This is a genomic window from Aeromonas sp. Prich7-2 (genome assembly GCF_017939255.1).
GTDB lineage: Bacteria > Pseudomonadota > Gammaproteobacteria > Enterobacterales > Aeromonadaceae > Aeromonas > Aeromonas caviae.
The window spans coordinates 147,911-159,935 of record NZ_JAGKRI010000117.1; the positions used below are offsets into that span (position 1 = coordinate 147,911).

The window sequence follows — 12,025 nt, forward strand, 5'->3', positions numbered from 1 at the left end:
GTGACACCAATCCTGGCTCAGGCCAGTCAGTGACGGGCGGCCCCACCGCCCGGTTTGAGGATCTTATGGGTCGTTTTTTTGGGCTGCTGTGCGCCCTGCTGTTTCTCTCTGCCTGTTCATCCACACCCCAGACCAGCGGGGGTGGCGATGATGATCTGGTCAATGGCAAGGACGTGCGCGGTTTTGAACACATGATCAGTGCGCTCTCCCATAACGTGAACGAGATATGGGGGCGCGAGGCGCTGTTCGCGGGCAAGTTTGACTACGTCAAATACACGGATCAGTACAAGAGCCGCGCCCACATCGATTTCTCCAGCGGTCACATCATGGTGGAGACCGTCTCGGGTCTGGATCCCCGTGCCCACCTGCGTCGCGCCATCATCGAAACCCTGCTGACCCCGGACGATCCGGCAGAAGTCGACCTTTATTCCGACCGTGAGATCATGCCAGGTGGCGAGCCCTTCCTCTATGGCCAGGTGCTGGACAACCAGGGACAAGCGATCCGCTCCAGCTGGCGTGCAGAGCGTTATGCCGACTATCTGATCGCCAACGCGATGAAGAAGCGCACCCTCGGGATCCGCAACATCTTCTTCATCGACATTCCCATGGTGGCCAACCACGAAGACAGGCGCGGCTACAAATACGCCAGCATCATCCGCGATGCCTCCCGCAAGTACGGGGTCGCCGAGAGTCTCATCTACGCGGTGATCAAGACCGAGAGCAGCTTCAACCCCTATGCGGTCAGCCACGCCAACGCCTATGGCCTGATGCAGGTGATCCCGGCTACCGCTGGGCGGGATGTCTATGTGAGGGTCAAGGGCAAGGATGGCCAGCCGACCAGGGAAGATCTGTTCAATCCGGCCTACAACATCGATGTGGGGACCGCCTACCTGCACCTGCTGCAGACCGTCTATCTGGCGGATATCCAGGATCCCCAGTCCCGCCGCTATGCGGTGATCTCCGCCTACAACGGTGGTGCGGGAGGGGTGCTCAACACCTTCTCCAACGATCGCAAGGCGGCCCCCGGCATGATCAACCGCCTCTCCCCCGAGGCCGTCTATCAGGTGCTGACCGAACAGCATCCCAAGGCAGAGGCTCGCCGCTATCTCTACAAGGTCAATCAGGCCGAGAAGGGGTTCAAGCGAACCGTCGCAAGCCGGGCTGGCTGATGGCATGCAAGAAGGGCGCTCCCGGAGCGCCCTTCTCATTTACTGTCGCCTGAAAGCTTACTTGGCGATGAAGCCGCCCTTGCTCAGGGGCGCTGCCCCCACCTTCTCCAGGTGTTCCACCTCGACTTCGGTCTTGTTCCAGCTGTGGTCCACCTCGCCGCGCACGCGGATCAGATCGTCAGGACCCACCTCGGTACCGCGCCACACGTCACCGTCCACCTCCACTTCCACCTCGCCGCTGTCGTCACGGAACAGGTAGTTTTCGCCACCCAGGTGTTTGACCAGCTTGCCTTCCAGGGTCACCCACTGATCATCGGCCACGTCTTTCAACTGGGCGACCGATACCTTGTTCTGCTCCTTGGGGCCGGTGTAGGCCGCCATGGCGAAAGAAGAGACGGACATCAGGGCCACCAGGGCGATTGCTTTTGCGTTGTTCATTTCATGCTCCTGTCTTTGCGGTATGAGGGCATCTTGCCCGGGGGCGCGTGAAACAAACGTGAAGCCTCCCCATTCAGGGAGGAGTGATGTGATCGCAAGCGATTAACTGGCCACGGCATGCTGCAAAAATGTATTCGAATGGATACCTTTTCGTCTGGCCATGCGGGTTCCCAGCCCGCCGCCATCGAGGAACAGTCCGCAGGCCCGTCCTGCCCCATCCATGAGAACAGCTACATGAAAAAATGGCTTTTGTGTTTATTGGGACTCTTCGCCCTCACGGCCCATGCCGCCGAGACGCGCCCCCCCTTCTCCCGCATCGTGATGTTTGGCGACAGCCTCTCCGACACCGGCAAGATGTACGACAAGATGCGTGGTTACCTCCCCTCCAGCCCTCCCTACCATCAGGGCCGTTTCTCCAACGGCCCGGTCTGGCTGGAGCAGCTCAACCAGCACTTCCCGGGCCTCGCCATCGCCAACGAGGCGGAAGGGGGCGCCACTGCCGTGGCCTACAACAAGATCTCCTGGAATCCCAAGTATCAGGTCATCAACAACCTGGACTACGAGGTGACCCAGTTCCTGCAAAAGGATGGCTTCAAGCCCGACGATCTGGTGATCCTCTGGGTCGGTGCCAACGACTACCTTGCCTATGGCTGGAACACCGAGCAGGATGCCAAGCGGGTGCGCGATGCCATCAGCGATGCGGCCAACCGCATGGTATTGAACGGTGCGAGGCAGATTCTGCTGTTCAACCTGCCTGATCTGGGCCAGAACCCCTCGGCCCGCAGCCAGAAGGTGGTCGAGGCAGCCAGCCATGTCTCCGCCTACCACAACCAGCTACTGCTGAACCTGGCACGCCAGCTAGCCCCCACCGGCATGGTGAAATTGTTCGAGATCGACAAGCAGTTTGCCGAGATGCTGCGCGAGCCGCAGAACTTCGGCCTGAGCGACACCGAGAACGCCTGCTACGGCGGCGGCTATGTGTGGAAGCCCTTTGCCTCCCGCAGCGCCGCCACCGACAGTCGACTGGCCCCCTTCAATCCCGAGGAGCGTCTTGCCATCGCCGGCAACCCTCTGCTGGCTCAGGCCGTCGCAACGCCCATGGCGCGCCGCAGTGCGGGCGAGCTGAACTGTGAAGGCAAGATGTTTTGGGACCAGGTCCACCCCACCACAGTGGTACACGCCGCCCTGAGCGAGCGGGCTGCCGCCTTCATCGAACAGGAGTACGAGTTCCTCCCTCGATAACGGAGGCCATCCTGCCAGGGCCGGCGCTTCGCCGGCCCTCTTGCCGACAGGGGCAAGCAACTCCATATGACACCCATCACAGATTCGAGTCACGGTTCCCCGGCGGTCTTCTGTCTCCACTATGATGCAGATGGATATCACAATATGTTTTATATCAGTTGCTTGTAGATCGAGAAAAGCGAGCTACGTTTAAACGTGTTGTGGTCGAACACAGGCCCAACCCACGAGGCGAGGCGACATGAATTCGCGCTCCCCACACACAAGATTGCAGAGGCATCTATGAACAAAACACTGATTACCTTGCTGGTTTCAGGCTTGCTTGCGGCCAACGCCCAGGCAGCCGGACAAGACAACACCTGGTATGGCGGTGCCAAACTGGGTTGGTCCAACTTCTACGGTGTCGATGAGAGCAATTCCATCGCCATCACCGACAAAGACGACGATGAAGTCGGCGCCGGTGCCTTCGCCGGTTACCAGATCAACCAGAATCTGGGTGTCGAACTGGGTTATGACTACCTTGGCAAGCTCAAGTACAGCGGCACCCGCAATGGCGCGGCCTTCAATGACTCCGTGCAAGCCCAGCTGGCCCAGCTCACGCTGAAACTGGGGTTCCCGGTTGCGGACAATCTGGACCTTTACGGCCGTGTCGGGGGCGGCTATGGCTGGACCGACAGCGATCAGCTGGAAAACGACAGCCGCTTCACCTTCGTCGGCGCGCTCGGTGCGGAGTATGCCCTGAGCCTGGATTGGGCAGCCCGCCTCGAATACCAGTACAGCACCCCGTATGGCAGCCGTGACGATACCGGCCTGCGCATGGACAACGGCCTGCTCTCCCTGGCCGCCGTCTACCGCTTCGGTCAGGTTGCACCGGCTCTGCCGGTCGCAGCTCCCGCCCCCGCCCCCGCGCCCGAGCCCGTGATGGTCGACAAGCAGTTCACCTTGAGCTCGGACGTGCTGTTTGACTTCAACAAGGCCACCCTCAAGCCCCAGGCCGGGCAGGCGCTGGATACCCTCTACAGCCAGATTGAAGAGGAAAGGCCTAAAGACGGGTCGGCCACCGTCATCGGCTATACCGACCGCATCGGTTCCGAGGCCTACAACCAGAAGTTGTCCGAGCAGCGTGCCCGGACCGTGGCCGATTACCTGATTGGCAAGGGGCTGCCCGCCGGCAAGGTCAATGTGGAAGGGCGTGGCAAGCAGTCTCCCGTCACCGGCGACAGCTGCACCAGCAAATCCAAGCGCGAGCTGATCGTCTGCCTGGCCCCGGATCGCCGGGTAGAGGTCAAGGTACAGGGCGTCTCGGAAGTACAGCAATAACGACGACCCCAAACAAAACGGGAGGCCATGGCCTCCCGTCTTTTTTTATGCTTCCTCAGATGCGCGTGCGTACATCCGCCGCAATCTGATCGAGCAACAGTTGCCAGCCCTGTCCCAGCTCGTTCACCAGGGCGCCATACCCATCGGCAGGCAGCACCCGCTCCTGCTGGAAGGGAACATCTCTCAACACGACCCCCTCCTCCGTCAGCAGGCGCCAGCGACCGCTCAGCAGGGCGCGGCCGTCGTGCCGCCCCTGGAAACGCTCGACCGAGATGCTCAGCACAGGCCCCTTGCGGGCCCCGTCCTGACGCACCACCCAGCCAGGCAAGCGGCTGGAGAGGCCATTGAGGGTCAACTGGTTCAACTGGGCATCGAGGGAACCTGCCCAGCGATGGTACTCGGCAAAGTGCAGCTCCTTGCCCTCCAGCTGATAGACCAGGCTCATCCGGTCAAGCTGACCGGACAGGGCGACGGGGCGCAGCACCAACTGGTGCTGCGGCTGCGCCGTGGTGACACTCGACGGCGCCGTGTCGGCATCCAGCGAATAGTAATGCAGCGTCGTCGGCGCACTGCCACATCCCGCCAGCAGGCCCAGCAAGGCCAGCGTCATCATCCGTTTTTTCATCATTTTCCTCGCTTGGGCTCGGGATCCCGCGGACGAGCGCGGTCAAAGATCAGTGAACTCGGCTGCTCGTTCAGTGAATGGACCAGAGGTTGCAACTCGCTCATCAGCTGGTTGAGGGATTGCACCGACTGGCGCAGTTCCTGATTGGTCTGGGAACCGGCATCATAGGTCTGCAACGTCTCCTGCAACTGCTTGAGGCTCTGGTTGAGGGAGGCCGGCAACTGCTGGGTCGACTGCTGACCAGTAAACTGCTCCAAATTCGCACTCACGGCACTGACATGCTTGAGCGTCTTGTCCAGCGTCATCAGGGTGCTGTTGACCTGAGTGAGGGTGGTGGCCATGTCCATGTCGACGAACTTGTCGAGGATGAGATTCACCTTGCGCTCGATCTGATCCAGCCCGGCCTGGGCGGTCGGGAAGACCTGATAGCCCGCCATCTTGAGCGGCTGATAGACTGGCGCATCCGGATAGAAGTTCAGATCGATCACCTTGCCCCCCGTCAGCAGGCTGGCGGTCTTGAGGCTGGCCCTCAGCCCTTCCTTGAACTGCTTGTTGAACAGGGCCCGCCACTGCTCCTTCTCCGCATTGGCATAACGGTGGGAGAGACGCTGCACCTCGATGCGCGCCAACACCGGGATCTGCCGGCTCTTGAACAGCTGGACGCCCTTGTCGTCGATGAGATAGGGAGCCGAGATGACGGTACCGACCCGGATGCCGCGATATTGTACCGCCGCGCCGGGATGCAGCCCGCCCACATCATTGTCGAACAGGAAGACATAGTCGATGAACTGATCCAGGCTACCGGCCAGCACGCTCTCCTCGTCCTTGAACAGCACGAACTCGTCGTTCTGTTTCACCGGTTCCCCCGGCAACCAGCCGGGAGGCAGCCCCATGGTGATGCCGCCGTTGATCAGGCTCTCCAGCGAGTCCATCTTCACCTTCATCCCCTCGCTGCTCATGGAGACCTCGAAGCCGGGCGTCAACCAGAACCGGGAGTTGCTGCTCACCAGGACGTCATAAGGCGCGTTGATGAAGAGCTGGTACTGCATCTCGCTCTTCTCGGGCAGGAACTTGGCCTCTTCGACCTGACCGATGGTGAATCCCTGATAGCTGATGGGGGAACCCGCGCCCAGCGCGTTGGCATCCCGGCTGGACAGGGATAGCCGCAATCCCCTGGCATCCAGGGATGCCAAGGGCGGCCTGTCCAGCATGGCGTATTCGCTTCGCGCCGTGCCCTTCTTGCCGGGAGAAAGCTCGATATAGGCACCGGAGAGCAAGGTGCCAAGACCGGAAACGCCCTCACGCCCGACCCTGGGCTTGACCACCCAGAACTGGCTGTCTTTCTTGAGCATGCCGGCGGCGGCATTGGTCAGGCGAGCCTTGAGCACGGCATGGCTATAGTCCTCGCTGAGCTCCACCGTCTCGATACGGCCCACCTCCACTTCACGAGAACGGATCACCGTCTTGCCCGCCACTATGCCCTCGGCGGTCGCCACCGTCAGGGTGAAGCTCGGCCCTTGTGAATACCAGTGCTGGAACAGCATCCAGGCGCCGATGAAGAGGGCCAGCAAGGGCACCATCCAGATAGCGGCAGCCGAACTCATGAAATCAGAGCCCGGTTTCCACCTTGTCTTACGCTCACTCACGTTCGCGTTCTCCTTGTTGTAAATCCCAGATCAGGCGGGAATCGAAACTCATGGCAGCCACCATGGTGACCAGTACGACCCCGGCAAAGGCGACGGCCGCAGGGCCAGGGTAGATGGTCATCAGATTGTCCAGGCGGATGAGGCCGGCCAGGATGGCCACCACGAAGACGTCGATCATCGACCAGCGCCCCACAAATTCGGTCATGCGATAGAGCTTGAGCTTGCGCAGCGGCGAGGCCGACTGGCCACTTTGCACCGCAAAGCAGAGCCACAGCAGCGCCAGGATCTTCACCAGGGGTACCACCACGCTGGCGAAGAAGATGACGGCGGCGATGGGGTAGGACCCCATGGCCCACAGCAGTACCACCCCCCCCATGATGGTCGAGGGACTGTCATCCCCCAGAAAGACGGTATCCATGATGGGGTAAAGGTTGGCGGGAATATAGAGGATGATCGAGGTGACGAGCAGAGCCCAGGTGCGGTTCAGGCCACCCGGTTTGCGCTGGTGCAGGTGATCGCCGCAACGCACGCAGGTATGGGCATCCCCCTCATTCAGGGCGCCGCAAATGTGGCACCCCACCAGCCCGGACGCCAGGGCGCTGGCCTCGGGATCCACCTCTCGGGCGGCGGTCGGCCCGAACAGTCGCTGCCACAGCCACATCCTGTCCAGGGACGAGATCATCTTGATGAGCAACAGGGTATAGCCGACGAAGGCCCAGAACGACAGCCCCATCTTGATGTCGGCCATGCCCATCAGCTTGACCAAAGAGATGAGCACCCCGATGAGGAAGACATCGACCATCAGCCAGGGCTTGATCCGGCACAGCAGGCGGCCGAGGGATCTCAGGGCATGGCTGTGCAGATCATTGTCGAGGCGCCACAGCACCAGCATGATGGAACCGATGTAGACCAGCGGCAGGCCGATCAGGGTCAGGCTCAGCACCACTCCCAGAAACAGGTAACCCTGATCCACCAGGGTGGTGATGCACTGCAGGAAGGTCATCTCCTGCCCCACCCCCTTGGCCGAGAACGACATGAAGGTAAAGGCGTTGGAGAGCACGAACATGATAAGGGCGGCAAAGCCGTAGGCCAGCGGCCTGCGCTCCTGCTCCGGCAGATGGCGGCTCAGGGTATGGCCGCAGCGTGGACAGCCGCTCGCCTCTCCCACGACCAACGTCGTGGCCGGCACCAGCAGATCACACTCTTCGCACGCCGTTGCGTCATGGGTATAGGTGGTTGGATGTTGGTGTGAAACCGGATGCAAATTGAGACCCCAGCGTGAGGCCCGCCACGGGGCCAGAACCGCCAATTATTGCAGCTGTTGCCCACGCCCACCAGCCCTGTCGTTGCACCATCCGCGGCGGGGATGAGAATGACTTTGACAAGGCAGTGACCATTTAGCACAATCAAACGCCACTTTTTTTCCGCGGGACAATAATTTATGACAACCGAATCCCCAAGCTACTCCACTATCGAGCAGGCCTTCTCCCTCGGGAACGGGCAAGATTCCGCCCTCAACTGGTTGCGCAAGAACCGCAGCCAGGTCGCCATCTTCCTGGTAAGCGGCATCAAGCTGGAGGGGACCATCAGCGGCTTCGATCAGTACAGCGTGCTGCTGACAGATGCACACGGCAACCAGCAACTGGTCTACAAGGCCAAGATTTCCACCATCGCCATGCACTCCGGCCGCCCTGCGGTCAGCATCCAGCGCGCCCGCAAACCACGCGTCTCCATGGCGCCGCGCCCCCACGGTGCACCGAGCCGCTATGACGACAATCAGGGTGGCAGCAGCGAGCAGTAAATCTCGCCACTGCCCATCCTGACGGTGTCGCTGCGTCAGCCAGTGACATCTGCTCCCCACTCTCATGTTTCGCCTGTCCCGTATGAGAGTGGGGCTTCTCTCCCGAGCAGGTTGTTGACCCGCTCGTCTTCGTTACTCAGTAGGTCAACCCGACCGGTTTTCCCTCTCTGACCATGCAGACCTGCATACCGGCCGCTTCACCGGCCTGTGCGCCTATGCCCGTGTCCTCGAACACCAGACATTGACCGGGCTCGACCCCCAGGCGTCGCGCCACCAGCAGGAAGGTGTCTGGATGGGGTTTGTGCAGCTCCACGTCGTCGGCGGTGACCACCACGGGGAAATACCGATCCAGCCCAGTGTTGCGCAGCACCGCTTCGGCATTGATACGGGGGGAGCCTGTCCCGATGCCCATGGGGATCCGGCCGTGATAGCGTTCCACCAGATCCAGCATGGCCGGGAAGGGGGTGGCCTTGTGCAGGTTGGCGACATAGTGTTCGGTCTTGCAGCGTGTCACCACCAGGGGATCCAGCGCGATCTGCTGCACTTCGGCCACCAGCAGGGCTATCTTGCGGCTGGGCATGCCTCCCAGCTCATAAAACCAGTCGGCGTCGAACCGAAAGCCAAACTCGCGGGCGGTGTGCTCCCAGGCGGCCAGGTGCAAAGGCATGGAGTCCACCAGTGTGCCGTCGAGGTCGAAAACCAGGCCTTGAAATCCGGATAGGGTCATGGTGCAGGATCTGTCTGTGAAAAATGGGCCCCCATTCTAGCCAGAGCGCGGGCGCATCGCCATGTGCCAGATGGCGAGAAACGCTTGCCACCTCATTTATACAGGGCGGCGTGGGCCTGATGCCGAGCGGACAGCTCCCACGCAGATGTCAGCGATAGGCCAGGGTGCAGGCCCGCCCCTGGGACTTGGCGTGATAAAGCGCCTGATCCGCCTGCTCGGTCAGGGTTTGCCACCCCTTGTCCGCCGAAGGGACGAGGTAGCTGAAGCCGATGCTGACCGTGAGCCGCTGTGCCACCCGGGAGGCCGGATGGGGGATCTGCAACGCTTCCAGCCCCTGGTGGATCTGCTCCGCCAGCCGCTCCGCCTCTCCCGGCTGCGGTGAACACAGCAGGATGACAAACTCCTCCCCCCCATAGCGGGCCACCAGGTTGGTACGCCGCCGCTCGGTGTCCTGCAGCAGTGCCGCCACCCGCTGCAGGCACTGATCCCCCTTGCCGTGACCGAAGTGATCGTTGTAGGACTTGAACTCGTCCACATCGATCATCAGCACCGCCAGCACGCCCTGATGGCGGCGAGCCCGCTCCCACTCCCGTTCCATGGTGATGTCCCATTGGCGGCGGTTGGCGATGCCAGTCAGGGGATCTTCCAGAGACAGCAGAGAGAGGCGCCGGTTGGCCTCCTCCAGCGCCCGGTTGGTATCGGCCAGTTGCCGGGTCCGCTCCTGCACCCTCAGCTCCAGCTCCCGATTGAAGCGCTCAAGCTTCTCCTGGGTGCGCTGGCGGATCAGCAACTGGGAGAGCACGGCGGCATACTGCTTGAAGATCTCGCTCTGATACGCCTTGAGGGGGCGCCGCCAGAGCAGGTTGTCGGCGGCGATCCAGCCGATGGGGGTACTCCCGTCCCAGAGCGACACCATGGCGTTCCAGCCGCGACCCACCTCCTGCTTCTCGTAATAGAGAGGCGTGTCCTCCAGCACCAGCACATAGTCCTTGCGACGCAGCGCCTCCTGCACCGTGGGATGATCCGGAATGGGGCTGATGAAATGGCGCTCGTCGATGAGCTCACCCGCCTCGTTGGTACCCCAGGTACCGTGCATGGTCTTGAATTCACTGTCAGTCAGGAAGATGGCGATGCGATCGAACTGCAACTCCTGGCGGGCCAGTGCCACCGCGTCGTGCAGCAAACGATCCTCGCTCTCGCAGCGGGAGAGCTTGACCCCCACCTGATGCAGCGCCTGCAGCATGCTGAGGAAAGAGTCCTGCAGGGCCTGGCTGCGCACGAGGTCTGCCTGGGTGTGGAGCCGCTGATCCCGCTCCAGATCCACCTGCCCCGCGAGTCGCCGGCTCTCCAGCTCGGCGGCGAGATAGTGCATCAGCAACTGGATGCTCTGCTGCTGGCGCCGGGGCAGGCGATCGAGACGGCGCCGGGTCTCCAGATAGACCACGGCCTCCAATCCCTTGTGGCGTTTGAGGGGGAAGCTCGCGCGCAGGCGCGGGATCTCGGGTTCGACGCTCTCCCGCTCCCAGATGGCACGGGTCGGCGCGATGGGCTCCACCAGCAACTGGCCGAGCGCAAGGGAACGTTCGATGAAGAGGATGGGCAACTCGAGGGAAGAGAGGATGTCAGCGCTCAGGCAGAGCAGACCCTGTTCCGGGCGATAGTGATAGAGCTGGGGCGTCGGAGCACGCAGCCACAGATAGATCTGTTCAGCCTCTGTTTTTTCCCTGACCGCAGACAAGGTCACTTCACAGAGATGTTCAAAACTGGTGAAGTGCTCCGGATCCCATTCTTCCATGCCAAATCATCCTTGGTTGTATCCAAGCGAGTATATCGGCAAAGCCCGGCCATTAATTGACCGGGCAATCAAAAGCGAGATCCAGAGCCCAGTTTTTACAACAGATTCAATGCCTGCATGGCACTGCGAATGCGCTCGCGGGTGGCCTCGGAGAGCGGTATCACCGGCAGACGGCACTCTTCGCTGCACAGACCCAGCAGGGAGACCGCATACTTGGCCCCTGCGGGGCTCGGCTCGGCGAACATGGCCTGGTGCAGCGGAATGAGCTTGTCCTGCAATTCGCGGGCAGCTTGCCACTCACCGGCCAGCGCCAGGTTCTGCACCTCGGCCACCAGCTTGGGGGCCACGTTGGCCGTCACCGAGATGCAACCCTGGCCACCACCGATGTTGTAGGCCACGGCGGTGGCGTCTTCACCGGAGAGCCAGGCAAACGGCTTCTTGATGAGCTGGCGTTCAACCCAGGGGCGGGCCAGATCACCGGTGGCATCCTTCACGCCGGCAATGCGCGGCAACTCGGCCAGACGGGCCAGGGTCGCCGGCTGCACGTCAACGATGGCCCGCGGCGGGATGTTGTAGACGATGATGGGTTTGGTGGTGGCGTCATGCACCGCCTTGAAGTGGTGGTAGAGCCCTTCCTGATTGGGGCGGTTGTAGTAACCCGCCACGTGCAGGGTGGCATCCGCCCCGGCCTGCTCGGCGTAGCGGGTGTACTCGATGGCCTCGACCGGGTTGTTGGACCCGGCCCCTGCGATGACGGGAATGCGCCCCGCCACCTGCTTGACCACCAGCTCCACCACCCGGCAGTGCTCGTCGTGGGTCAGGGTCGGGCTCTCCCCGGTCGTGCCGACCGGCACTATGCCATGGGTTCCTTGCTCTATGTGCCACTCCACCAGGCGAGCCAGTGCGGCCTCGTCCAGCTGGCCCTGTCGGAATGGGGTGATCAGGGCGACTATCGAACCTTGAAACATGGGATTTCCTTCTCCTACACAGATGAAATGGTCAATAAAAAGCCCCGGTACGGGGGTCGCTACCGGGGCTTGAATCGTCTCAGGGATGAGAGGTTACGCGCGCACGCCAGCAGGCCCGAATGTCAGGCTGTGTTTGTGCTTTCGTTTCGATACGCATGACCGCATTGCATCGTCCCCGGGTAAATAAGGCGTCTGGGCATATTTCGGGAACACGACATAAATGTCAAGGCGAAAGCGGCCATGTATAATGGCCGCCCAAAAATGCGTGGAGAGACCCAATGAGCCGCCCTGCCGGAG

General features: G+C 61.7%; 11 protein-coding genes. 4 read left to right on the top strand and 7 right to left on the bottom strand.

Translation table 11 applies throughout. The features are described from left to right. Positions 1-65 precede the first annotated feature (65 nt). Positions 66-1,169: a membrane-bound lytic murein transglycosylase MltC gene (mltC, locus tag J9892_RS16645; protein WP_041211728.1), complete on the top strand. Its 1,104-nt coding sequence runs from the start codon at positions 66-68 to the stop codon at positions 1,167-1,169. 57 nt (positions 1,170-1,226) lie between these two features. On the opposite strand, the gene J9892_RS16650 is transcribed toward mltC, so the two are convergent. Then, positions 1,227-1,607: a NirD/YgiW/YdeI family stress tolerance protein gene (locus J9892_RS16650; protein ID WP_039040598.1), complete on the bottom strand. Its 381-nt coding sequence runs from the start codon at positions 1,605-1,607 to the stop codon at positions 1,227-1,229. 234 nt (positions 1,608-1,841) lie between these two features. Between J9892_RS16650 and J9892_RS16655 the strand changes: the two genes are divergently transcribed. Together J9892_RS16655 and ompA are read left to right on the top strand one after the other, a co-directional pair. Further along, positions 1,842-2,849, top strand: a complete 1,008-nt coding sequence (locus J9892_RS16655) for an SGNH/GDSL hydrolase family protein (protein WP_103261949.1) — start codon at positions 1,842-1,844, stop codon at positions 2,847-2,849. A 279-nt stretch (positions 2,850-3,128) separates the two neighbouring features. Beyond that, entirely contained in the window at positions 3,129-4,166 is a 1,038-nt protein-coding gene (ompA, locus tag J9892_RS16660) for a porin OmpA (protein WP_102948909.1), read from the top strand. A gap of 55 nt (positions 4,167-4,221) precedes the next feature. Here the strand turns inward: ompA and J9892_RS16665 are convergent, their stop codons facing one another. Genes J9892_RS16665 through J9892_RS16675 form a run of 3 tightly spaced genes read right to left on the bottom strand, consistent with a single transcriptional unit; the run spans position 4,222 to position 7,701 of the window. Beyond that, the gene (locus J9892_RS16665; protein WP_039040600.1) at positions 4,222-4,791 is read right to left on the bottom strand and encodes an ABC-type transport auxiliary lipoprotein family protein; all 570 of its coding nucleotides are present in this window, start codon (positions 4,789-4,791) and stop codon (positions 4,222-4,224) included. Further along, positions 4,791-6,437: an intermembrane transport protein PqiB gene (pqiB, locus tag J9892_RS16670; protein WP_103261520.1), complete on the bottom strand. Its 1,647-nt coding sequence runs from the start codon at positions 6,435-6,437 to the stop codon at positions 4,791-4,793. Before pqiB ends, J9892_RS16665 begins: the two co-directional genes overlap by 1 nt. Next, the gene (locus J9892_RS16675) at positions 6,430-7,701 is read right to left on the bottom strand and encodes a paraquat-inducible protein A (protein WP_103261521.1); all 1,272 of its coding nucleotides are present in this window, start codon (positions 7,699-7,701) and stop codon (positions 6,430-6,432) included. Before J9892_RS16675 ends, pqiB begins: the two co-directional genes overlap by 8 nt. Before the next feature lie 177 nt (positions 7,702-7,878). Between J9892_RS16675 and hfq the strand changes: the two genes are divergently transcribed. Continuing rightward, positions 7,879-8,238, top strand: coding sequence for an RNA chaperone Hfq (gene hfq / locus J9892_RS16680; protein WP_010675750.1), 360 nt, complete (start codon positions 7,879-7,881; stop codon positions 8,236-8,238). Between the two features lie 136 nt (positions 8,239-8,374). Here hfq and J9892_RS16685 read toward each other — a convergent pair whose 3' ends face one another. The 3 genes from J9892_RS16685 to dapA form a co-directional block, all read right to left on the bottom strand. Beyond that, a complete protein-coding gene (locus J9892_RS16685) occupies positions 8,375-8,965 on the bottom strand; it encodes a beta-phosphoglucomutase family hydrolase (protein WP_041211731.1) in 591 nt (196 codons plus the stop codon). 148 nt (positions 8,966-9,113) lie between these two features. After that, a complete protein-coding gene (locus tag J9892_RS16690; RefSeq protein WP_200164353.1) occupies positions 9,114-10,760 on the bottom strand; it encodes a diguanylate cyclase in 1,647 nt (548 codons plus the stop codon). A 95-nt stretch (positions 10,761-10,855) separates the two neighbouring features. After that, positions 10,856-11,728 carry a 4-hydroxy-tetrahydrodipicolinate synthase gene (dapA, locus tag J9892_RS16695; RefSeq protein WP_180907078.1) on the bottom strand — a complete coding sequence of 291 codons (873 nt, stop codon included), beginning with the start codon at positions 11,726-11,728 and terminating at the stop codon, positions 10,856-10,858. Positions 11,729-12,025: the final 297 nt, after the last annotated feature.

Excerpts from the sequence above, each read along its gene's own strand:
- mltC (WP_041211728.1), top strand. The coding sequence starts at position 66 with ATGGGTCGTTTTTTTGGGCTGCTGTGCGCCCTGCTGTTTCTCTCTGCC.
- J9892_RS16650 (WP_039040598.1), bottom strand. The coding sequence starts at position 1,607 with ATGAACAACGCAAAAGCAATCGCCCTGGTGGCCCTGATGTCCGTCTCT.
- J9892_RS16655 (WP_103261949.1), top strand. The coding sequence starts at position 1,842 with ATGAAAAAATGGCTTTTGTGTTTATTGGGACTCTTCGCCCTCACGGCC.
- ompA (WP_102948909.1), top strand. The coding sequence starts at position 3,129 with ATGAACAAAACACTGATTACCTTGCTGGTTTCAGGCTTGCTTGCGGCC.
- J9892_RS16665 (WP_039040600.1), bottom strand. The coding sequence starts at position 4,791 with ATGAAAAAACGGATGATGACGCTGGCCTTGCTGGGCCTGCTGGCGGGA.
- hfq (WP_010675750.1), top strand. The coding sequence starts at position 7,879 with ATGACAACCGAATCCCCAAGCTACTCCACTATCGAGCAGGCCTTCTCC.
- J9892_RS16685 (WP_041211731.1), bottom strand. The coding sequence starts at position 8,965 with ATGACCCTATCCGGATTTCAAGGCCTGGTTTTCGACCTCGACGGCACA.
- J9892_RS16690 (WP_200164353.1), bottom strand. The coding sequence starts at position 10,760 with ATGGAAGAATGGGATCCGGAGCACTTCACCAGTTTTGAACATCTCTGT.
- dapA (WP_180907078.1), bottom strand. The coding sequence starts at position 11,728 with ATGTTTCAAGGTTCGATAGTCGCCCTGATCACCCCATTCCGACAGGGC.